The organism is Pseudomonas sp. SORGH_AS_0199, assembly GCF_031453735.1.
In the GTDB taxonomy this organism is placed as follows: domain Bacteria; phylum Pseudomonadota; class Gammaproteobacteria; order Pseudomonadales; family Pseudomonadaceae; genus Chryseomonas; species Chryseomonas aestiva.
The window spans coordinates 327,561-349,133 of the sequence record NZ_JAVJAE010000001.1 but is presented as its reverse complement, the minus strand read 5'-3'; the positions used below and the strand labels follow the sequence as shown (position 1 = coordinate 349,133).

The following is a 21,573-nucleotide window of genomic DNA, read 5'->3' as shown; positions in this document are numbered from 1 at the left end:
GGCGTCCGGATCAGCGCAGCACGTTGGTCTTGGCCAGGTCCACCACCTCGCTGCCGCGGCCACTCATCACCGCGCGCAGCATGTAGAGGCTGAAGCCCTTGGCCTGGGCGGCCTCGATCTTCGGTGGCAGCGACAGCTCCTGCTTGGCGATGCGCACGTCCACCAGCGCCGGGCCGGGGTGGGCGAAGGCCTCTTCCAGGGTGGCGTCGAGCAGGCTGGCCGATTCCACCTTCCAGCCGCGCACACCGCAGGCTTCGGCTACCTGGGCGAAGTCGACGGCGGCGAGATCCGTGGTCTCGTCGATCATGCCGGCGGCCTTCATCTCCATGGCGACGAAGCCCAGGGTGGCGTTGTCGTAGACGATGACCTTGACCGGCAGCTTCTCGCTGGCCAGGGTCGCCAGTTCGCCCAGCAGCATGGACAGCCCGCCGTCGCCGGCCAGCGCCACCACCTGGCGATCAGGATAGGCCGCCTGCAGGCCCATGGCCTGGGGCAGGGCATTGGCCATGGAGCCGTGGGTGAAGGAGCCGGCCAGCTTGCGCTCGAAATTCATCGCCAGGTAGCGCGCCGCCCACACCGTGGGAGTGCCGACATCGCAGGTGAAGAGGGCGTCCGGTGCGGCCAGTTCACTGACGCGGGTGGTGAGGTACTGCGGATGCAGCGGCTCGCCATCGGCGGTGGCGGTGGCCAGTTCGTCCAGCTCGGCGCGGGTCTTGCGGTAGTGCTGCTGGGCCTTTTCCAGGAAGCGGCTGTGGCTGTTGGGCTGGAGGCGCGGCAGCAGGGCGTCGAGGGTGGCACGGACGTCGCCCACCAGCCCCTTGAGCAGCGGGGTACGCACGCCTAGGTGGGCGCCGCGCACGTCGATCTGCACCACCCGACCGTGATCCGGGAAGAAGTTGCGATAGGGGAAGTTGCTGCCCAGCATCAGCAGCAGGTCGCATTCCTTGAGCGCATGATAGCCGGACGAAAAGCCGATCAGGCCGGTCATGCCCACGCCATAGGGGTTCGAGTACTCGATATGGGCCTTGCCGCGCAGGGCATGCACCACCGGCGCCTGCAGCCGCTCGGCTAGGGCCACCACCTGGGCATGGGCACCGGCGCACCCGGCGCCGCAGAGCAGGGTGATGCGCTTTTCCCCGGCCAGCAATTCGGCCAGGGCATCCAGTTCGGCCTCCGGCGGTACAACAACCGGATGCACCGGTTCGCTCCACTGGGCTTCCTTGATCGGCGCCTCGGCTAGGGCCACGTCGCCGGGAATCACCACCACCGACACCGAACGGTTGAGGATGGCCGAGCGCATGGCGGTCTCGAGGATGCGCGGCAGCTGCTCGGGATGGGAAACCACCTCGCAAAAGTCGCTGCAGTCGCGAAACAGCCGCTCCGGATGGGTCTCCTGGAAATAGCCCAGGCCGATCTCGCTGGAAGGAATCTGGGCGGCAATGGCCAGCACCGGCGCGCCGCTGCGCTGGGCGTCGAACAGGCCGTTGATCAGGTGCAGGTTGCCCGGACCGCAGGAGCCGGCGCAGACCGCCAGGCGTCCGCTGGTATCGGCCGCGGCACTAGCGGCGAAGGCAGCGGCTTCTTCATGCCGCACCCCGCGCCAGCGGATACGGTCGCGCTTGCGCAGGCTTTCGGTGAGGCCGTTGAGCGAATCGCCCGGCAGGCCCCAGATGGTGTCCACACCAGCAGCTTCGAGGGTGGCGACGAGCAGATCGGCAACGGTTTTCACAGCCATGACAAAGACTCCAGACAAGGATGGGAGAGGGCAAAGCCGCTTGGCAGAGGTCTTGTTGTGCCTTGTTGGTCCGATGAAGCGGGGCGGAAGTTCGCGTTGGTGCTTTTGTCTGAATCTGGTCTCAGGCTCCGGTGACATTCCCGGCTCCGGCGTTCTCGCCCAGGCTTCGCCATATGCCATCCGCGAGAAGAGCGCTATGCCAGCTGTATCGCGTAGTGTCGGGAGCATGCCGATTGACAGATCTAGCCTTGCCCCTAATATGGGATATACAACCGATATATCCCGGGAGGTCGATCATGGATCAAGGTGCCGTATTTCAAAGCAATCGCAGTCAGGCGGTAAGACTGCCAAAGGCGGTTGCCCTGCCCGAAGACGTGAAGCGCGTCGATGTGGTTGCCCTAGGCCGCACCAGAATCATTACCCCTGCCGGGGAATCCTGGGATTCCTGGTTTGAGGGAGAGTGTGTTACGGCGGATTTCATGGCGGAACGTGATCAGCCTGCCGAGCAGGAACGCGAGGGCTTCTGATGCTCAAGTTCATGCTCGACACCAACACCTGCATTTACACCATCAAGAACCGACCGGTGTCGGTTCGCGAGGCCTTCAACCGGCACCAGGGGCAGTTGTGTATCAGTGCGATCACCCTGATGGAGCTGATCTACGGTGCAGAAAAATCTTCCAGCCCGGAGCGCAACCTGGCGGTGATCGAGGGCTTCGCCGCGCGTCTGGAGGTGTTGAAGTACGGTCCCGAAGCCGCGGCGCACACCGGGCAGTTGCGTGCCGAATTAGCCCGAGCGGGGCAGCAGATCGGTCCCTACGACCAGATGATCGCGGGACATGCGCGCTCTCTGGGCCTGATCGTGGTCACTAACAATCGTCGCGAGTTCGATCGGGTACCAGGCTTGCGCGTCGAAGACTGGGTTACCGCGACAGGGAATTAGCGAGCGAGAGGTTTGATCCGTCTCTGTCTCCATCAGCGGGCTAGGGAACAGCCTGTGCCCCACCGTACAGCCCAGCTGTCGGACCCATGAGCCTGGCTAACATCGTAACGATTTCGATACGATGTTTGCTAATCGATACGGCTATGATCGATTAAACCGCCAGCCGTAATGATTTCACTACAGAGCAATTGTGGGCCTCCAGCTAAACCCCTGAAAATACTGGCTTTTATTCCTGGCATCACCCTTGCACCGCCAGACCCCATCTATCCATCAGGACAAAGGTCCGCAGGAGTCTGGCAATGGGTCTGCGCTATACCGAAGAACACGAATGGCTGCGTCAGGAAGCCGATGGCAGCATCACCGTCGGCATCACCGACTATGCTCAGGACTCGCTGGGCGATCTGGTCTTCGTGCAACTGCCGGAGCTGCGCAGCTACGCCCAGGGCGATGAAGTGGCGGTGCTGGAGTCGGTCAAGGCCGCCAGCAACATCACCATGCCGCTGGACGGCGAGGTCCTGGCCGTCAACGAGGCGCTCAATGATGCGCCCGAGACCATCAACAGCGATCCGCTGAACGCCGGCTGGTTCTTTCGTTTCCAGCCCGCCAATGCCGAAGCCTTCGCCGCGCTGCTCGACGAAGCTGCCTATCAGCAACTGATCTAGGGGTAAGACCGCCATGTCGCTGCACGACACCCTCAGCACCGCCGACGAATTCGTCCCGCGCCACATCGGTCCGCGCGAGCTGGACGAGATCGCCATGCTGAACCTGCTCGGCTACGAATCCCTGGACGCTATGACCGCCCAGGTGATCCCCGAGAGCATCAAGGGCACCAGCGTACTGGACCTGCCCGCCGGGCTGTCCGAAGCCAACGCTCTGGCTGAGCTGCGCACTATCGCCGGCAAGAATCGCCTGCTCAAGAGCCTGATCGGCCAGGGCTACTACAACACCCACACCCCGGCGCCGATCCTGCGCAACCTGCTGGAAAGTCCGGCCTGGTACACCGCCTACACCCCCTACCAGCCCGAGATCTCCCAGGGTCGCCTAGAGGCGCTGCTCAACTTCCAGACGCTGATTGGCGACCTCACCGGCATGCCGGTGGCCAACGCCTCGCTGCTGGACGAGGGCACCGCCGCCGCCGAGGCCATGACCTTCTGCAAACGCCTGGCGAAAAACAAGGCCAGCGCCTTCTTCGCCTCCGTGCATTGCCATCCGCAGACCCTGGACGTCCTGCGTACCCGCGCCGAGCCCCTGGGCATTGAGGTGGTGGTGGGCGTGGAAACCGAGATCGAGGACCACGGCCGCTTCTTTGGCGCGCTGTTCCAGTACCCCATGACCACCGGCGAGATCCGTGACTACCGGGAGAGCATCCAGGCCTTCCAGGCCGCCGGTGCCCTGGTGGCCATGGCCGCCGACCTGCTGGCCCTGACCCTGCTCACCCCGCCCGGCGAATTGGGTGCGGACGTGGCCATCGGCACCGCTCAGCGCTTTGGCGTACCGCTCGGTTTCGGCGGTCCGCACGCGGCGTACTTCGCCACGCAGGACAAGTACAAGCGCGACATGCCCGGTCGTGTCGTCGGCGTCTCCATCGACCGCCACGGCAACCCGGCCTATCGCCTGGCGCTGCAGACCCGCGAGCAGCACATCCGCCGCGAGAAGGCCACCAGCAACATCTGCACCGCCCAGGTGCTCCTGGCCAACATCGCCAGCATGTACGCGGTCTACCACGGTCCCGAAGGCCTGACCCGCATCGCCACCCGGGTGCAGCGTCTGACCAGCCTGCTGGCCGCCGGCCTGCAGCGCCTGGGCCACGAGACCCAGCACACCGCCTTCGACACCCTGACCCTAGTGTTCGGCGCGCGCACCGCCGCCCTGCACGAGGCCGCCCGTGCCCGTGGCTACAACCTGCGCGAAGTCAGTGCCGAGGCCCTGAGCGTATCCCTGGACGAGACCACCACCCTGGCCGATGTCCAGGCGCTGCTGGAGATCCTGGCCGACGGCAAGCCCGCGCCCCAGGTCGCCGAGCTGGGCGATGCCCAGGGCGTGGAAGTGCCCGCAGCGCTGCAGCGCCAGTCGGCCTTCCTGACCCATCCGGTGTTCGCCAGCCACAGGTCCGAGACCGAGTTGATGCGCTACCTGCGCAAGCTGGCGGACAAGGACCTGGCGCTGGATCGCACCATGATCCCGCTGGGCTCCTGCACCATGAAGCTCAACGCCGCCAGCGAGATGATCCCGGTCACCTGGGCCGAATTCGGCGGTATCCACCCCTTCGCCCCGGCTGACCAGGCCGAGGGCTATGCCCAGCTCACCACCGAGCTGGAAGCCATGCTCTGCGCCGCCACCGGCTATGACGCCGTCTCCCTACAGCCCAATGCCGGTTCCCAGGGCGAGTACGCCGGCCTGTTGGCCATCCGTGCCTATCACGCGAGCCGTGGTGAGAGTGAGCGCGACGTCTGCCTGATCCCGGCGTCGGCCCACGGCACCAACCCGGCCACCGCCAGCATGGTTGACATGCGCGTGGTGGTGGTCGCCTGCGACAAGCGCGGCAACGTCGACCTCGACGACCTGCGCGCCAAGGCCGAGCAGCATGGCGAGCGCCTGGCCGCGCTGATGATCACCTATCCGTCCACCCACGGGGTGTTCGAGGAAGCCATCCGCGAGATCTGCCAGGTGGTCCATGACCACGGCGGCCAGGTCTATATCGATGGCGCCAACATGAACGCCATGGTTGGTCTCTGCGCCCCGGGCCAGTTCGGCGGCGACGTCTCCCACCTCAACCTGCACAAGACCTTCTGCATCCCCCACGGCGGCGGCGGTCCGGGCGTCGGCCCCATCGGCGTCAAGGCGCACCTGGCACCCTTCCTGCCCGGCCATGCCCGGCTGGAACGCAAGGAAGGCGCGGTCTGCGCGGCGCCCTACGGCAGCGCCAGCATCCTCCCGATCTCCTGGATGTACCTGAAGATGATGGGCAGCGCTGGTCTGACCCGCGCCTCGCAGATCGCCATCCTCAGCGCCAACTACATCGCCCGCCGGCTGGAAGAGCATTATCCGGTGCTCTATAGCGGCACCGGTGGCCTGGTGGCCCACGAGTGCATCCTCGACCTGCGTCCGCTCAAGGACAGCAGCGGCGTGACCGTGGACGACGTGGCCAAGCGCCTGATCGATTTCGGTTTCCATGCCCCGACCATGTCCTTCCCAGTGGCCGGTACCCTGATGATCGAGCCCACCGAGAGCGAGTCCAAGCAGGAACTGGATCGCTTCTGCGACGCCATGATCGCCATCCGCGAAGAGATCCGCGCCCTGGAAACCGGCACCCTGGATCCCCAGGACAACCCGCTGAAGAACGCGCCGCACACCGCGCGCGAACTGGCGGGTGAGTGGACCCACCCCTACAGCCGCGAGCAGGCGGTCTTCCCGCTGCCGAGCCTGGTGGACGGCAAGTACTGGCCGCCGGTGGCGCGCATCGACAACGTTTACGGCGATCGCAACCTGGTCTGCTCCTGCCCGCCGATCGAAGCCTACGGCGAGGCCTGACCCCCACCCCCGGCCTCTCTCCCTCAGGAAGAGGGCCGGGGGTGAGGGCTGACCCGATCACCCACGTCGCGTCCTCATAGCCCAGCGCTGTCCTGTTCCCCTTGCCTGGGGCGCGACAGCCGCCACCCGACACGGAGCCCCACCATGTCCCTGCTCAAGACTTCGCTGCACGCCCTGCACCTGGAACTCGGCGCCCGCATGGTGCCCTTCGCCGGCTACGAGATGCCGGTGCAATACCCGCTCGGCGTGCTCAAGGAGCACCAGCACACCCGCGCCCAGGCCGGGTTGTTCGATGTGTCTCACATGGGCCAGGTCATGCTCGAAGGCGAAGAAGCCGCCGAGGCGCTGGAGACCCTGGTGCCGGTCGACATCATCGACCTGCCCAGCGGCATGCAGCGTTATGCCCTGCTGACCGACGACAACGGCGGCATCCTCGACGACCTCATGGTCGCCAACTTGGGTGACTGCCTCTATCTGGTGGTCAACGCCGCCTGCAAGGAAGCCGACCTCGCCCACCTGGAAAAGCACCTGGGCGATCGCTGCCAGGTGCTGCCGCAATTCGACCGCGCCCTGCTGGCCCTGCAAGGTCCCGCCGCTGCCGCGGTGCTCGCGCGCCTGGCGCCGGAGGTGGCGGAAATGACCTTCATGCAGGTGCGTCGCGTCAAGCTGCTGGACCAGCCCTGCATCGTCAGCCGCAGTGGCTACACGGGCGAAGACGGCTACGAGATCTCGGTGCCCAGCGCCGCTGCCGAAGCCCTGGCGCGCCATCTGCTGGCCGAGCCGGAAGTCGAGGCCATCGGCCTGGGCGCCCGCGACTCCCTGCGCCTGGAAGCCGGTCTGTGCCTCTATGGCCATGACATGGACGGCGGCACCACGCCGGTGATGGCCAACCTGGGGTGGGCGCTGTCCAAGGTGCGTCGTGAAGGCAACGGTCGCGCCGGCGGTTTCCCCGGTGCCGAGCGTATCTTCACCGAACAGCGTGAGGGCGTGAGCCGCAAGCGCGTCGGCCTGCTGGTGCAGGAGCGGGTGCCGGTGCGCGAGGGTGCGGAGCTGGTCGATGCCAATGGCGCCAGCATCGGCCGTGTCACCAGTGGCGGCTTCGGCCCGACCCTGGGGGCGCCGGTGGCCATGGGGTATGTCGACAGCGACTTCGCTGCCCTGGATACCGAGCTATTCGCCGTGGTGCGCGGCAAGCAGGTGCCGGTCAAGGTCGCCAAGACCCCCTTCGTGCCGCAGCGGTATTACCGCGGTTGATCTGAGTGTTGGGCTTCGCGTTGATCAACCCAACCTACGAGCGCGTGCCGTAGGTTGGGTTGAGCGCCAGCGAAGCCCAACGCCCCCCTCACGCCACCGGATAATCCCGAAACACCGACAGCGCCTCTGCTTCGGCGGTTAGGGCCTCCAGCGTTGGGTAATTGCGCCGCTCAATCAGCCCGGGAAGGGCGAAGTGCAGGAAGGTCCAGGCCACCGCCGTGTCGATGGCGTCCTGGCCGATGCTGTCTTCACCCAGCGGTGGACGCGGGCCCAGCCAGGCCTTGTCGAGAGCGCCACAGGCCGCGCGCAACTGTCCCTCCACGCGTTGCTGCCAGGGCGCATGCCGCTTCTCTTCCGGCCTTAGGTTACGCTCGTACACCAGCTGCACCGCCTTCTCGGACAGGGCCAGGGCCAAGCCGCTGCGACTGAGGGCGGTCGCCCGGGCCGCGTGGCCGCTCGGCCGCAATTGCCGACTGCCACAGGCGAGGTGCTGGGCATAGTCCAGAATCAGCGACGAATCCATCAGCCGCTGACCGTCCAGGCAGATCAGCGTGGGTGCCTTGAGCACCGGATTGAAGCTGCGAAAGCGCTCGACCTCGCGAAACAGCGACACCTGGCGCAGTTCGAAAGGCAGTACCAGCAGGCGAAGGGAGATCGCGACTCGCCGCACATAGGGGGAGTCGAGCATGCCGATGAGTTGCATGGGGGCGTCCTGTCAGAAAGAGTGAATCCTGTTTCACGTGGAACGTCACCCGTGTCGTATGTTTCACGCTGGGTTCCGCTCTAGACAAGACATTAAGGATTCGGAGAAGCTGCTACCAGCGAGAAAATCTAACCGGATCGTTAAGGAAAGCTTACATGTCGCGCGTGCCGCCGCTGAATGCCCTGCGTTGCTTCGAGGCGGTAGCTCGTCTCGGCAGCGTGACCCGTGCCGCCAGCGAGTTGCACCTCACCCATGCCGCGGTGAGTCAGCAGGTGAAGGGCCTGGAGCATCAGCTGGGCATGGTGCTGTTCGAGCGGCAAGGGCGTGGGATCGAGGTCACCGGTGACGGCCGGGTCTATGCCGGGCAGGTCCGCCAGTTGCTCGAGGATCTGGGCGAAGCCACGCGGCGGCTGCAGGCCCGTCCGCGTCGCAACGAACTGGTGTTCGCCACCTTTCCCTCCTTCGCCACCCACTGGCTGCTGCCCCGGTTGCCCCGTTTTCGTGCGCTGCATCCGGAGTACCACATCCGCATCCAGACCAGCCTGGATTTCCAGGATCTGCGCCAGGGCATGGTCGATATCGGGGTGCGCATGGGGGAGGGGCAGTGGGATGGTCTGACGGCGTTACGGCTGTTCCAGGACGATGTGCTGCTGGTGGCGGCGCCTGGTTACAACGGTGGGCAACTGCCGCGCGGCCTGGACGAGGCCCTCGCGCAGCCGCTGTTGCATACGGAGGAAACCTGGCAGCACTGGGGCGAAACGGCCGGTCTGGGCGAAGCGGCGCCCAATCGCGGCATCAGCGTGAACGACTCCAATGTGGTGCTGGAGGCGCTGCGCCTTGGACAGACGTTGGCGCTGGAGCGGCGCAGCCTGGTGCAGGCCGCGTTGGACGAAGGTCGACTGGTTCAGCTCAGTCCGGTGGTGGCGCCTTATCCCTATGCCTACTGGCTGGTCTGGCCGGAACGCGCCGAATCGGCGGAAAAGCAGGAGCGCTTCACCGTCTGGATCCAGGCCGAGGTCGCGACCTATCTGGCCGCGTTGGATACACCGACGCCCGCCTAGGGCGTCGGGTGGGAGGTCTTAGCGCAGCAGCAGCTTGCGACGGCCGTCCGGCCAGACTTCCCAGAGTTGATCGTTGATGCGCTGCACCTGGCTGGTAGTCCGGCGCATGGCCGAAATGCTGGCCCGCAGGGCCTGGCCGCTGGCGGTGTCGACAAAGTTTCCGGCGTCGGTGCTCTCGGCCGTGGCGCGATCCATAGCTACAGTGTTCATTGACGCCTCCCAGAGCTCGGCTAAAAACGGCGAAAGTGCCGTAGCCCAAGGACTGTCCAGCATCGGCAAGATTCCGCGTCCGCGGCGGCCGCCGTTCAAGCTGTGATCCACGTCCTGAGTGCGCTGTGGCCCACTGGGCGAATTTGCGCAAACGCCGCTTTCTGTACGGATATACAGATTAGGCCTTGCGCCGCTCGCGCGGCCTTTGCATCCTGTGGCGATTCCCCTTGTGCGACGCCCACCATGCAGCTGTATCTCTGCGAAAAACCCTCCCAGGCCAAGGACATCGCCCGTGTCCTCGGCGCTACCCGCCGTGGTGAGGGCTGCCTGCAGGGGCAGGGTGTGACCGTCACCTGGTGCATCGGCCACCTGCTGGAAACGGCGCCACCGGACGCCTATGACGCCCGCTACAAGCGCTGGTCGCTGGACGACCTGCCCATTGTTCCCGAGCAGTGGAAGCTGCAGGTCAAGAAGACCACCGGCAGCCAGTTCAAGGTGGTCAAACGCCTGCTGGGCGAGGCCAGCGAACTGGTGATTGCCACCGATGCCGATCGTGAAGGCGAGATGATCGCCCGCGAGCTGGTGGAGCATTGCCGCTATCGGGGGCCGATTCGCCGGCTGTGGCTTTCAGCGCTGGATGACGTCTCCATCCGTCGTGCCCTGGCCGCGCTCAAGCCCGGTGCCGAAACCTATGGGCTCTATCAGTCCGCCCTGGGACGCTCGCGCGCCGACTGGTTGATCGGCATGAACATGAGCCGATTGTTCACCCTGTTGGGGCGTCGCTCCGGTTATCAGGGCGTACTCTCGGTCGGGCGGGTGCAGACGCCGACCCTGCGCCTGGTGGTGGATCGCGATCGCACTATCGCCGCCTTCGTGCCGGTGCCCTTCTGGACCGTGGAGGCGACCCTGGACGCCTCGGGTAGTCGCTTCCAAGCACAGTGGCAGCCGCCAGAGGATGTCTGTGACGACCAGGGCCGCTGCCTCAAGCCCGAAGTGGCCCAGGCTGCGGCGCGGGCTATCGAGGCGGCTGGGCAGGCCCGACTGGTCAAGCTCAAGACCGAACGTATTCGTGAGGCAGCGCCCTTGCCCTTCGATCTGGGCACCCTGCAGGAGGTCTGCTCCAAACGGTTTAATCTCGGCGCCCAACAGACCCTGGACGTGGCCCAGGCGCTCTACGAGAAGTACAAGATGATCACCTATCCGCGCAGCGATTGCGGCTTTCTGCCGCTGTCCCAGCATGCCGAGGCGCCAGCGCTATTGGCCGCCTTGCTGAGCGCCGATAGCAGCCTCGCACCCCTGCGCGACCATCTGGACGCCAGTCGCCGCTCACGGGCCTGGAATGATGCGAAGGTCAGCGCCCACCACGGCATCATCCCGACCCAGGTGACCCGCGACTTGGGACGCCTGAGCCCGCAGGAGCGTAACGTCTATGGCCTGATCCGCGCCCGTTACCTGGCGCAGTTCCTGCCGCAGCACGAATTCGATCGTACCCAGGCCGACTTCGAGGCGGGCGGCGAACGCCTGCGGGCCACCGGCAAGCGGCTGGTGGAAGCAGGCTGGCGTCGCGCCTTACCCGAGTCGCTCACGCCGCCCAAGGGCCGCGAGGCCCCGCCGCCCCAGGCGCTGCCCGAGCTACGCGAGGGTGAGCGTTATCCGGTGGTGGAGGTGCGTTGCAAGGATCAACTGACCCAGCCGCCCAAGCCTTTCACCGAGGGTGATCTGATCAAGGCGATGAAGAACGTCGCCAAGCTGGTGGAAGATCCGGCCCTCAAGCAAAAGCTCAAGGACACCACCGGCATCGGCACCGAGGCGACCCGCGCCAGCATCATCCAGGGCCTGCTGGACCGTGGCTACCTGGTCAAGCAGGGTAAGGCCCTGGCGGCGACGCCTGCGGCCTTCGGCCTGATCGACGCTGTGCCCCGGGCCATCGCGGATCCGGGCACCACGGCGCTCTGGGAGCAGGCGCTGGATCGGGTGCAGGAAGGCGAATTGAGCCTGGCCGAATTCGTCACCAAGCAGTCGGCCTGGATGGGCAAGCAGGTGGAGCGCTGTCTTGGCCTAACCCTGACCATCAGCGGTCCGCCGCCGGCGGGTAAGGGCGCGCCCTGGAAGAAGAAGCGGCGTACGGGCGGGACCAGAGCCAAAGCCAAGCCGAGTGGCGCACCGCCGCGCGCACGCAAGCCCAAGGTCAAGCCGGGCTGAGGGCGGTGTGGGATCAGTAGGTGTAGTCGCTGGAGCTTGCCTTAGCCCGGGTTTCGCGAATCGCTATCGCAGCAACACTAAAACCACATTGAGGCTCATGTCAGGAGAAGAAGCCCGCTACTGCTCCAGACCGCTCCCTCTCCCTGGGGGAGAGGGTTGGGGTGAGGGCACGAGGCCCCCGGCAAGTCTTACTTCTTCTCGAACGCTGCTGCCGCAGTGGCATAGGCCGCTTCGTGATAGTCGAATTCAGCGGACTGTACCAGCAGGGTTTCCTCGTCCTCGGTGAAGGCGATCACCGGGCGATAGGAGAGGCCGTCGGCCTTGATTTCGGCTTCGTCGATGAGCTTGGAGAGATCGAAGGCGAAGTCGCCGCAGATGGCCTTGGCCTGGGCGTCGGTGATGCCGTGTTTCTTCAGGGCATCGCGCAGCAGGCTGCTCCACTGGTATTGAAACTGGATACCCAGTTTGGCGTAGCTGGGACCGTAGTCGATTTCCATGAGTGTGTAACCGGGGCTTGGGAGGAGGGGGCGAACTCGCCACAGCGGCCAGCGAAATGACCGTTGTGAGCGCTGCCGGTGGCACTACGATGGCGTGCCCCAAAGCCCAGGCAAAGGGGTGCGGGCCGGACGGCCAAATCTAATGACCGAGAGGCCCGCACCCAGGGACGAGCGGTTATTCGTGGACGATGCGCGAGTGATCGCGGGTGTCCTTCATGAAGACGTAGACCAGCAGCGAGCAGGCGATGCAGCCGGTCACGTACCAGTAGTAGCCGCTCTCCATGCCGATGCTCTTGAACCACAGCGCCAGGTATTCGGCGGTGCCGCCGAAGATGGACACGGTCAGCGCATAGGGCAGGCCGACGCCCAGGGCGCGGATCTCGGTGGGGAACAGCTCGGCCTTCACCACGGCGTTGATCGAGGTGTAGAAGCTGACGATCACCAGCGCCACCATGATCAGGCCGAAGGCGCCCCACCAGGAGGTGACGCTACCCAGGGCGGTGAGGATCGGATAGGTGAACAGGGTGCCGAGCACGCCGAAGGCGATCAGTACCGGGCGCCGGCCAACGCGGTCGGAGAGGGCGCCGACGACGGGTTGCAGCAGCATGAACAGGAACAGCGTCGCCGCCGAGATGGAGGTGGCGTCGGTCTTGCTCATGCCCACCGAGTTGACCAGGTACTTCTGCATGTAGGTGGTGTAGGTGTAGAAGGCCAGGGTGCCACCCATGGTCAGGCCGACCACGGTCAAGAACTCCTTGGGATGGCGCGCCAGGGTGCGCATCAGCGATTCCTTGGGTTTCTCCGCCTTCTTGAAGGAGCTGGTCTCTTCCATGCCGCGGCGCAGGTAGAGCGCGGTCACGGCGCAGGCGGCGCCGATCAGGAAGGGAATGCGCCAGCCCCAGCTCTCCAGCTGTTCGACGGTCAGGGTCTGCTGCAGCACGATCAGGGTGGCCAGCGCCAGCAGCTGGCCGGAGATCAGGGTGACGTACTGGAAGCTGGAGTAGAAGCCACGGCTTTCCTTGGTCGCCATCTCGCTCAGGTAGGTGGCGGAGGTGCCGTATTCACCGCCCACCGAGAGGCCCTGCAGCAGCCGCGCCAGCACCAGCATGATGGGGGCGGCGACGCCGATGGTGGTGTAGCTGGGGGTGAGGGCGATGATCAGCGAGCCGGCGCACATCATGATCACCGAGACCATCAGCGCGGACTTACGGCCGGCCTTGTCGGCATAGAGGCCCATCAGCCAGCCGCCGATGGGGCGCATGAGAAAGCCTACGGCAAAGATGGCGGCGACGTTGAGCAGCTGGGCGGTCTGGTCGCCCTTGGGAAAGAAGGCCTTGGCGAAATACAGCGAGAAGGCGGCGTAGACGTACCAGTCGTACCATTCGACCAGGTTGCCGACGGAACCGCTGAAGATGGACTTGATGCGCTGCGAGGTGGTCTTGGGCGCGGTCTGGCCGGCCGCGAGGGTAGCGGTGCTATCCACAGGGTGTTCCTCTTGTCGTTGTTATTAGGGCGCTCGGGGCGTCGACAAGGGCTGTAGCAGGGCGCGTGCCAGGTTGCGAAGCCGCATCCTGACTGGGTTTCGCCGGGGCAGATCGGCGAAAGATCGCCGAAAGCCGACGGGCAATGAGCGGATTTCCGCCGATGGCGCCTTAGTCGTCGTCGCGGAAGTCGGCGCGCACCAGGCCGTGCCGCTGCATCTTCTCGTTGAGGGTGCGCCGCGGTAGTTGCAACTCGTCCATCACCGCCTTGATCTCGCCGCCGTGGCGGGCCAGGGCGGCGCGTAGGCACTGGGCCTCGAAGGCTTCCAGCTGATCGGCCAGGGAATGGCCCTGGGCCGCGGCTGGTGCGCCTAGGCCGAGCACCTCGCGTTCGGCGGCGTTGGCCAGTTCACGGACGTTGCCCGGCCAGCCGTGACCCAGCAACTGGGCCAGCCGCGCCGCACCGGGCGGGGTGACCGGGCGCCCCAGGCGGGCGCCGGCCTCGGCGAGGAAGTGATCGAACAGCAGCGGGATGTCTTCGCGTCGCGCCCGCAGCGGCGGCAGGTGCAGTTCGGCGACATTGAGGCGATAGGCCAGGTCTTCGCGAAAGCGCCCGGCGCGCGCCTCTTCCAGCAGGTCCGGCTTGGTGGCGGCGACGATGCGCAGATCCAGGTCGATGCTCTGGTTGGAGCCGAGGCGCTCCAGGCGCTGCTCCTGCAACACCCGCAAGAGCTTGACCTGCTGCGCCAGGGGCATGCTCTCGATCTCGTCGAGAAACAGGGTGCCGCCGTTGGCGTATTCCAGCTTGCCGATGCGCTTGCCCTGGGCACCGGTGAAGGCGCCGCTCTCGTGGCCGAACAACTCGCTCTCGAACAGCTGCTCGGGGATGGCCGCGCAATTGAGCGCGACGAAGGCCTTGCCGGCCCGGGGACCGAAATCGTGCAGGCAACGGGCGACCAGTTCCTTGCCGCTGCCGGTCTCACCGCGCAAGAGCACGTTGACCGGGGTCGGTGCCAGGTCGAGGATCTGCTGGCGCAGGCGGACGATGCCGGGCGAGACGCCGAGCAGCCGACGGGCGAGGGCGCTCTGGTCGTCGACCCGGCGGTGCAGCTGGCGGTTCTCCAGCACCAGCCGGCGCTTTTCCAGGGCGCGGCCGAGATCGCCGAGCAGCGCCTCGGGGCTGAAGGGCTTTTCCAGGAAATCGTAGGCGCCCTGACGCATGGCGCTGACCGCCAGGGCGACGTCGCCGTGGGCGGTGAGCAGGATCACCGGCAGGTCGGGATCCAGCGCCTGCAGCCGGTCCAGCAGGGCCAGGCCGTCCATGCCGGGCATGCGCACGTCGCTGACCACCACGCCGGCGAAATCCGGCGTCACGGCCGCCAGGCAGTCTTCGGCGCGGGCGAACAGCCGCACCTGATGCCCCGACAGCTCCAGCCACTGGCGCACCGCTTCGCGGATGCTGGCTTCGTCGTCGACCAGATAGACCTGGGCTTGCATGGGGGCGTCCTCTCGCGGCCGGTGCGCCGCTACCTTGCCTTAAGGCTGGCGAGTGGTCGAGTCCCTAGCCGGGGTCCGGCAGCACCGGCAGACCCAGACGGGCGCAGGCCCCGCCTTCGGGACGGTTGTCCAGCTCGATGCGTCCGCCCAGGTGCTGGGCGACGGTCTGGACGATGGACAGCCCCAGGCCGGCGCCATTGGCCGCCCCACTGCTGTAGAAGCGTTCGAACAGCCGCGGCAGGATCTCCACGGGAATGCCGGGGCCCTGGTCGAGGACCTGGATCTCGGCCCAGCCGGCGGCGACCTCCAGCCGGACGCGGATCTCGCCGCCGGGGGGCGAGACATTGACCGCGTTGGTCAGCAGGTTCTGCAGGGCGATGCCCAGCATGGCGCTGTCGCCGTGGACCTGTACCTGGCTGGCCTCGGCGTCGAGGCTGAGGTCCAGGCCCTTGTCGAGAATCCAGGGCCCCAGTTCTTCCAGGGTGGCGCTGAGGGCGGTGCGAAGGTCGAAGCGCTGCTCGGCGCTCCAGCTCGGCCGGGGTTCCAGCCGGGCCAGGATCAGCAGCTGGTTGACCACCCGGGTCAGCCGATCGGTGCCGCTGACGACGAATTTCAGCGCCTCGTCGCGGGCCGCCGCGGTCTGCGCGGACAGGGCGTTCTGCGCATGCAGGCGCAGCACTGCCAGGGGCGTGCGCAATTCGTGGGCGGCGTCGGCGATGAAGCGGCGTTCGCGCTGCAGCAGTTGTTCGATCTGCAGCAGCAGGCGATTGAGCGCGGCCTGCATGGGTTCCAGTTCGCGCGGCAGCGGATCGAGCTGCAGCGGTTGCAGGGATTCCGGATCGCGGTGGCGGATCAGCCCGGCCATGCGCCGCAGCGGCCGCAGGCCCCAGCCGATGGCCAGCCAGGCCAGCGGCGACAGCAGCACCAGGCCGATCAGGTGCGGCGTGAGGGTATGGCGCAGGATGCGGCGGACCAGATCGGCGCGGACCTCTTCGCGCTCGCCGACCCAGAGCATCAGGTCGTGCTCGGGATCGGGCAGCAGAAAGCCATACCAGGCCTCGCCCTCCAGGGTCTGCTCGGTGAAACCCGGGGTCGTCGGCATGATGAAGATGGGCGCGCTGGGCGAGCGCATCAGGGGATCGCCGCGCGCGTTCCAGGCCTGGAAGGCCATCTTGGCCTCGTATCTGTGGCCATAGGGGCTGTCGGTGGCTTCGGCCAGGGCCTGGGTGACACTGGCGTGCAGCGCCAGGCGGCCTTCGCCGCGGGGTGCGGCGCGCAGCATGCCCTGTAGGATGCGCGCGCTCTGGGCCAGCTGCGCATCGTAGATCTCGCCGATCTCGCGCTGGCTGTCGTGGACGTTGGTCAGGGCGATCAGCAGGGTGCCGATCAGCAGCAGCGAAAGCACCAGGCCGACGGTGCGGCGGCGGATGGAGGTCATGGGCACTCGAGGCGGTAACCGATGCCCCTGACCGTGCGGATCAGGTCGGCGCGCAACTTCTTGCGCAGGTTGTAGATATGGACTTCCAGGGTGTTGCTTTCCACCCCCTCGTCCCAGCCGTAGAGCAGCCCCATGAGGCGATCGCGACTGAAGATCTTGCCCGGATTGGCCAGCAGTTCGTGCAGCAGCTGGTATTCGCGCGGGGTGAGGTTGACCGGCTGGCCGTCGAAGGTGACCCGGCGGGTGGCCGGGTCGAGGGATATGCCGCCCCCTTCGAGCTGGATCTGCGAGGGGCCGTTGCGCCGCCGCAGGAGGGCGCGCAGGCGGGCCTTGAGTTCCTTGATGTCGAAGGGCTTGACCAGGTAGTCGTCGGCGCCGGCGTCGAGGCCGGCGACCCGGTCTTCGGTGTCGTCGCGGGCGGTGAGGATCAGCACCGGGGTGGTCAGGCCGTTGGCGCGGCTCTGACGCAGCACCTGGATGCCGTCCAGGCGCGGCAGGCCGAGATCCAGCACCACCAGGTCGAAGCCCTCTTCGCGCAGCGCGTGGACGGCGCTTTCGCCGTCCTTGAGCCAGTCCAGGGTATAGCCCTCTTCCCGCAGACTGGTGCGGATGCCCTCGCCGAGGTCGGGATCGTCTTCGATCAGCAGCACGCGCATGGGGGCCTCGTCACTTCAGCTTCTGGTCGACGTCCTTGAGCAGCGCGGCGATCTCGCCCCGCCGTCCCTGGTCGGCCAGTTCGCGTCCGGGCCGGGGTGCGGCCTGCTGCGCCTTGAGCAGGGCGGCGCGGGCTTCGGCATAGCGCTTCTGGCGATACAGGTGGTCGCCCCAGAAGTATAGGGTATCGATACCGTTGGGGTTGAGGGCGAGGGCCTGCTGCAGCAGACGATCGGCTTCGCTGGCGTCACCGAAGGCGATCGGCCAGCCGGGAACCCGATCGTAGAGGGCGGCGAGACTGGTGTAGGCGGACCCCTGCAGCGCCGTGGGATCGAGCTTGAGCGCCTGTTCCAGGTCGGTGCGGGCTTCCTTGACCTTGCTCAGCGCACCCAGTCCGCCCTGGGCGCCGGCCCAGCTACTGAGCACGATGCCCTGCCAGATCAGCGCCGGGGCCGACTGGGGCGCGGCCTGGGTGAAGGCGCGCGCCTCGCCGGCCAGCTGTTCGAAGGCGGCGGCTTTTTCGGTGCTGGGCAGGCGGTACTGGATCTCGGCCCAGCGTTGCTGGATCTGCGCCAGGCGCTGGCCATCGTCGGCCAGGGCGAAGGGGCTGGCAAGCAGGGCGGCGAGCAGCAGGCCGAGGGCCTTGCGTGGGGATGTCATGGGTGTTTCTCCGGAGCGAAGGCGGGATCGATGAAGCGGCGGATCACCGGCAGCTGGCGGCGCAGGGCGCGATCCACCAGGCCGGGCAGCAGGCCGTTGAGACGGACGAAGAGCTTTTCCGGCCAGCCGAGATAAAGCTCCTGGCGATCCTCGACCAGCGCGCGGATCACCGCGCCGGCGACCATGGCGGGTTCGTCAACCTGGCTCTTGAGCGCCTGATTCACGGCCATGGCCGCCGGACTGTTCATCGCCGTGCGGGTGGCGCGGGGCGCCACGTAGAGCACACGGATGCGGGTATCGGCCAGCTCCCGGCGCAGGGCCTGGGTGAAGCCGCGCAGGGCGAACTTGCTGGCGCAATAGGGCGCATAGCCGGGATAGCCGATGGAACCCAGGGTGGAGCCGACATGGGCGATCACCGCCCGTGGCTGGCGGCGCAGCAGCGGCAGCAGCAGACGGGTCAGCTGGATGGCCGCGCCGATGTTGATCGCCAGCAGGTTGTCGATGGCATCTTCGTCGAGGGCTTCGAGCAGGGCGAAGCTGTTGCTGCCGGCGGCGTTGAGCAGCACGTTGACGCCCTGGCCGCGACTGGCCTCGGCCAGCACCGCCTGGCGATCGGCGCGGCGGGTGAGGTCGGCGTCGAGCAGGCGCAGTCGGGCGCCCAGGCGCTCGGCCAGGGGTTGCAGGGCGCGGGTGTCACGGGCCACCGCCAGCACCTGGGCGCCGCCGGCGCAGAGCTGTTCCACCAGCGGTAGGCCGATGCCGCCGCTGGCCCCGGTCAGCAGGATGCGGCAGTCAGGCAGCTGCATGGCGCTGCTCCGGTTGCTGCCCGGCGCCGGGCAGGGCGCGGAACATGTCGGCATAGAGGCGATAGACCACCTTGGACACGCGGATCACCGCGGCCTGGTCGGCCGGATCGTCCAGGCGATCCATCAGCTGGCGATAGGTCGCCATGTGTTCCTGGTCGAGGCTGCCGTGGGAATCCAGATAGCTGAAGGCGGTGGCCGGCAGGCCCAACTGGCCGCGGATGGCGCCGGCCGCCTGGGTGGCCAGGGCGATGCTGGTGCCTTCGAGCACATTGACCATGCCGAACAGGCCGACCGGGTTGTCGCGGGCGATGAAGTCGTAGAGATAGGCCACCATCAGCTCGATGGATAATTCGGGGCGGCTGGCGCGCACGGCCTCGGCGTCGCCGCCGCAGGCGGCGATGTCATTGAGGATCCACTGGTCGTGGCCGTATTCCTCCTCAATGTATTCGCAGACCGCGCCGCGCAGCCATTCCAGCCGCGCCGGCAGGCGGGCACCGCAGGCCATCATCAGCGGCGCGGTGTGGCGGACGTGGTGATAGGCCTGGCCGAGAAAGGCGATATAGCTCTCCAGGGCGACGTCACCGCTCAGGGCGGCACGGATGATGGGCACCTCGAACAACGCCTGGCGTTCCGCGGCGGTTTCGGCTTGCAGGGTGGCGAAGAAACTCATGCTTGTATCTCCAGAAGGTCCGAGAGCAGGGCCGCGTGGTGCGCCTGGATGGCGTCGCGGCGAAGGCGTCCGGTCGCGGTGAGCAGGCCGTTGGCGGGGGTGAAGGGCTCGGCGAGGCGGCGCCAGGCACCGATGCGGGCGTAGTCGGGCAGGCGCTGGTTGAGGCAGGCGACCTGATCGGCGAGAAGGCTGTCGGGCAGGTCCGGCTGGCGCGGCCAGAGCAGCGCTACCAGGTGCCGGGCGCCTTCGCCCTGGACATAGGCCTGGGCGATGGCTCCGCACTGGGTGAGTTCGGCCTCAATCCAGCCCGGGTCGACGTTGCGTCCCGAGGCCAGGCTGAACTGGTGTTTCTTGCGCCCGCGCAGATAGAGGTAGCCGTCGGCGTCGAATTCGCCGAGATCGCCGGTGGCCACCTCGTTGGTGGCGCTGCCGGGCTCGCCCAGATAGCCGGCGAAATCGACGCCGGCGGCCAGCACCTCGCCGTCGACGGCCAGGCGCAGGCGGACGTGGGGCAGGGGCTGGCCGACGCTGCCCGGGCGGTTGGCGTCAGGGCGATTGAGGGCCACCACCGAGGCGCATTCCGACAGGCCATAGCCCTGGAACACCGGCAGGCCCAGGGCGCTGGCACGGGTCAGCAGCGCCGCGCTCAGCGGTGCCCCTCCCACGGCGGCGAAGCGCAGCGGGTCCAGGCGCAGCAGGCCGCGCTCGCCCAGTTCCACGAGTCCCTGCAACAGCTGCGGCATGAGGATCAGACTGTGCGGCTGGCGCTGCTGCAGGCAGGCGGCCAGCTGTGCCCAGCCGATGCCGGCGGAACCGCTGACGCCCTGGTCGTTGCCCTTGAGCACCACCACCTCGGCACCGGCCAGCAAGGCGGCATAGACCCCGAGATTTTCCAGCAGGATGCCCAGCGACAGGAGCACCTGATGGCGCTGGGGCGCCAGCGGCCGGCTGGCGGCTTCCAGGCTGGCGGCCACCCGCAGCAGTTGCCCGGCCTTGAGGCAGACGCCCTTGGGCGTGCCGGTGGTGCCGGAGGTATAGGTGAGCTTGGCGGTGTCTGCCGGCAACGGAGTGCGGGCCGCTGCAGGCCGCTGCCAGCCACCGGCGCCCGCGGTGAAGCCTGCCGCGGCCCATTCCGCGGTGCGCTCGGGGCGTCCCAGCAGGAGATCGGCGCCGCAGTCGCGCAGGACGTGGGCGCGCTGCGCGGGACTGAAGAAGTCCGGCAGGGTCACGCAGGGCAGCCCGGCGCGCAGGGCGGCCAGGTCCCAGGCCAGCAATTCGGGGCCGTTGGGCAGGTCCAGCGCCAGCCGCTGGATCTCGTGCTCGCGCAGCCAGGCGGCGCGGGCGGTGACCTCCTGGAGCAGCCGGGCATAGCTCCAGGTCTCGTGACTGCCGGTCAGCGCCGGCCGGTCGCCGTGCCAGGCGTGGCGTTCCAGGGTGGTGAAGAAATCGACGACGGAGCGGGCTTCAGGCGACATGGCAGTCTTCCTCGCCAAGGGTGGGAAGGCCCAGGCGGGCGAAGATGCCGGCCTGCAGCAGCTGGTGATAGCCCTGGTGGATGTCGCCGGCGCAGACCTGGGGATCGTTGGCGTAGTAGGAGCCCCAGCTCTCGCGTTCGGCGCCCAGGCAGGCCGGATCGGCCGCGCCCAGTACCTGGGGCGCCAGACCGAGGCGATGAAAGCTGTTGATCAGGCGGGTGGGGCCGGTGAAGGTGACCCAGCGCCGGCCGCTGCGGGCCAGCAGCCAGGTGGTGACGACGATCAGCAGGCGCGCCTGGCCAGGGCCCAGCGCCGCTAGATTGCCGACCTCCACCACCTCCACGCGATCGATCGGCCGGCCGAGCGCCGCCGCCACGTGGGTCTCCACCGGCTGCGGCAGATAGCGTTCGAGAAACAGCGGCTGGTCGAGGGCGGGGCGGATGCCCACCGCCGCCTGCAGCACGCCTTCGGCATCGCGCAGGGCGAGCAGCAGTGGCAGGAAGTGGCTGATGCGGGCGCCATGCTCCAGGGCGAAACGGGTGCCGATGAAGGCCTCGGTCGCCTGGCGACCGGGCGCCTCGAGCGGCTCCAGGCGGGCCAGCAGCGAACCGCTGCGATCGGCCAGGGTAAAACCTTGCGGGGACTGCCAAGTCACGTCGAGCATCGCGACCTCTCCAGGGGAATGCGAGGTGCAGTCTTGGCGGTCAAGCTGAAGGCAATCTGAAGCGCCGCTTCATCGCAGCTTCAGGTTGCCCAGCT

Annotated in this window: 20 protein-coding genes; 7 read left to right on the top strand and 13 right to left on the bottom strand. The window is 67.3% G+C overall.

Going from position 1 to position 21,573, the window contains the following annotated elements; translation table 11 throughout:
* Positions 1–10: 10 nt before the first annotated feature.
* Positions 11–1,735, bottom strand: coding sequence for a ubiquinone-dependent pyruvate dehydrogenase (poxB, locus tag QE444_RS01645; protein WP_309737203.1), 1,725 nt, complete (start codon positions 1,733–1,735; stop codon positions 11–13).
* Positions 1,736–2,031: 296 nt separating this feature from the next.
* Here poxB and vapB point away from each other — a divergent pair, with 296 nt between their 5' ends.
* The 5 genes from vapB to gcvT all read left to right on the top strand — a co-directional run bounded on the left by vapB (position 2,032) and on the right by gcvT (position 7,460).
* The gene (gene vapB, locus QE444_RS01640) at positions 2,032–2,262 is read left to right on the top strand and encodes a type II toxin-antitoxin system VapB family antitoxin (protein ID WP_280308017.1); all 231 of its coding nucleotides are present in this window, start codon (positions 2,032–2,034) and stop codon (positions 2,260–2,262) included.
* Entirely contained in the window at positions 2,262–2,675 is a 414-nt protein-coding gene (vapC, locus tag QE444_RS01635; protein WP_309737202.1) for a tRNA(fMet)-specific endonuclease VapC, read from the top strand. Before vapB ends, vapC begins: the two co-directional genes overlap by 1 nt.
* 299 nt (positions 2,676–2,974) lie before the next feature.
* Positions 2,975–3,337: a glycine cleavage system protein GcvH gene (gene gcvH, locus QE444_RS01630; protein ID WP_309737201.1), complete on the top strand. Its 363-nt coding sequence runs from the start codon at positions 2,975–2,977 to the stop codon at positions 3,335–3,337.
* A 13-nt stretch (positions 3,338–3,350) separates the two neighbouring features.
* On the top strand, positions 3,351–6,206 hold the full coding sequence (gcvP, locus tag QE444_RS01625) for an aminomethyl-transferring glycine dehydrogenase (protein ID WP_309737200.1): 2,856 nt from the start codon (positions 3,351–3,353) through the stop codon (positions 6,204–6,206).
* A gap of 144 nt (positions 6,207–6,350) precedes the next feature.
* Positions 6,351–7,460 (top strand): glycine cleavage system aminomethyltransferase GcvT, encoded by a 1,110-nt coding sequence (gene gcvT, locus QE444_RS01620; RefSeq protein ID WP_309737199.1) that lies wholly within the window; start codon positions 6,351–6,353, stop codon positions 7,458–7,460.
* Between the two features lie 88 nt (positions 7,461–7,548).
* Here gcvT and QE444_RS01615 read toward each other — a convergent pair whose 3' ends face one another.
* Complete coding sequence (locus QE444_RS01615; protein ID WP_309737198.1) at positions 7,549–8,163, bottom strand: glutathione S-transferase; 615 nt, start codon at positions 8,161–8,163, stop codon at positions 7,549–7,551.
* Positions 8,164–8,318: 155 nt separating this feature from the next.
* Here QE444_RS01615 and QE444_RS01610 point away from each other — a divergent pair, with 155 nt between their 5' ends.
* The gene (locus tag QE444_RS01610) at positions 8,319–9,224 is read left to right on the top strand and encodes a LysR substrate-binding domain-containing protein (RefSeq protein WP_309737197.1); all 906 of its coding nucleotides are present in this window, start codon (positions 8,319–8,321) and stop codon (positions 9,222–9,224) included.
* Between the two features lie 18 nt (positions 9,225–9,242).
* Here the strand turns inward: QE444_RS01610 and QE444_RS01605 are convergent, their stop codons facing one another.
* Complete coding sequence (locus QE444_RS01605) at positions 9,243–9,434, bottom strand: hypothetical protein (protein WP_309737196.1); 192 nt, start codon at positions 9,432–9,434, stop codon at positions 9,243–9,245.
* 243 nt (positions 9,435–9,677) lie between these two features.
* Between QE444_RS01605 and QE444_RS01600 the strand changes: the two genes are divergently transcribed.
* Positions 9,678–11,636, top strand: coding sequence for a DNA topoisomerase III (locus QE444_RS01600; RefSeq protein ID WP_309737195.1), 1,959 nt, complete (start codon positions 9,678–9,680; stop codon positions 11,634–11,636).
* Positions 11,637–11,824: 188 nt separating this feature from the next.
* Here the strand turns inward: QE444_RS01600 and QE444_RS01595 are convergent, their stop codons facing one another.
* The 10 genes from QE444_RS01595 to QE444_RS01550 all read right to left on the bottom strand — a co-directional run bounded on the left by QE444_RS01595 (position 11,825) and on the right by QE444_RS01550 (position 21,478).
* Positions 11,825–12,133: a hypothetical protein gene (locus tag QE444_RS01595; protein WP_158895215.1), complete on the bottom strand. Its 309-nt coding sequence runs from the start codon at positions 12,131–12,133 to the stop codon at positions 11,825–11,827.
* Between the two features lie 175 nt (positions 12,134–12,308).
* Positions 12,309–13,616: an MFS transporter gene (locus tag QE444_RS01590; protein WP_007159929.1), complete on the bottom strand. Its 1,308-nt coding sequence runs from the start codon at positions 13,614–13,616 to the stop codon at positions 12,309–12,311.
* A 169-nt stretch (positions 13,617–13,785) separates the two neighbouring features.
* Positions 13,786–15,111: a sigma-54 dependent transcriptional regulator gene (locus QE444_RS01585; RefSeq protein ID WP_309737194.1), complete on the bottom strand. Its 1,326-nt coding sequence runs from the start codon at positions 15,109–15,111 to the stop codon at positions 13,786–13,788.
* A 64-nt stretch (positions 15,112–15,175) separates the two neighbouring features.
* Positions 15,176–16,549: an ATP-binding protein gene (locus QE444_RS01580; protein WP_309737192.1), complete on the bottom strand. Its 1,374-nt coding sequence runs from the start codon at positions 16,547–16,549 to the stop codon at positions 15,176–15,178.
* A complete protein-coding gene (locus tag QE444_RS01575; protein ID WP_309737191.1) occupies positions 16,546–17,205 on the bottom strand; it encodes a response regulator transcription factor in 660 nt (219 codons plus the stop codon). The genes QE444_RS01580 and QE444_RS01575 overlap by 4 nt, the downstream gene beginning before the upstream one ends.
* A gap of 10 nt (positions 17,206–17,215) precedes the next feature.
* Positions 17,216–17,863 carry a tetratricopeptide repeat protein gene (locus tag QE444_RS01570; RefSeq protein WP_309737190.1) on the bottom strand — a complete coding sequence of 216 codons (648 nt, stop codon included), beginning with the start codon at positions 17,861–17,863 and terminating at the stop codon, positions 17,216–17,218.
* Positions 17,860–18,669 carry an SDR family oxidoreductase gene (locus tag QE444_RS01565; protein WP_309737189.1) on the bottom strand — a complete coding sequence of 270 codons (810 nt, stop codon included), beginning with the start codon at positions 18,667–18,669 and terminating at the stop codon, positions 17,860–17,862. The genes QE444_RS01570 and QE444_RS01565 overlap by 4 nt, the downstream gene beginning before the upstream one ends.
* Entirely contained in the window at positions 18,656–19,339 is a 684-nt protein-coding gene (locus tag QE444_RS01560) for a TenA family transcriptional regulator (RefSeq protein WP_208693487.1), read from the bottom strand. The genes QE444_RS01565 and QE444_RS01560 overlap by 14 nt, the downstream gene beginning before the upstream one ends.
* Positions 19,336–20,814, bottom strand: a complete 1,479-nt coding sequence (locus QE444_RS01555) for an AMP-binding protein (RefSeq protein WP_309737188.1) — start codon at positions 20,812–20,814, stop codon at positions 19,336–19,338. The genes QE444_RS01560 and QE444_RS01555 overlap by 4 nt, the downstream gene beginning before the upstream one ends.
* Positions 20,804–21,478 (bottom strand): thermostable hemolysin, encoded by a 675-nt coding sequence (locus QE444_RS01550; RefSeq protein ID WP_309737187.1) that lies wholly within the window; start codon positions 21,476–21,478, stop codon positions 20,804–20,806. Before QE444_RS01550 ends, QE444_RS01555 begins: the two co-directional genes overlap by 11 nt.
* Positions 21,479–21,573: the final 95 nt, after the last annotated feature.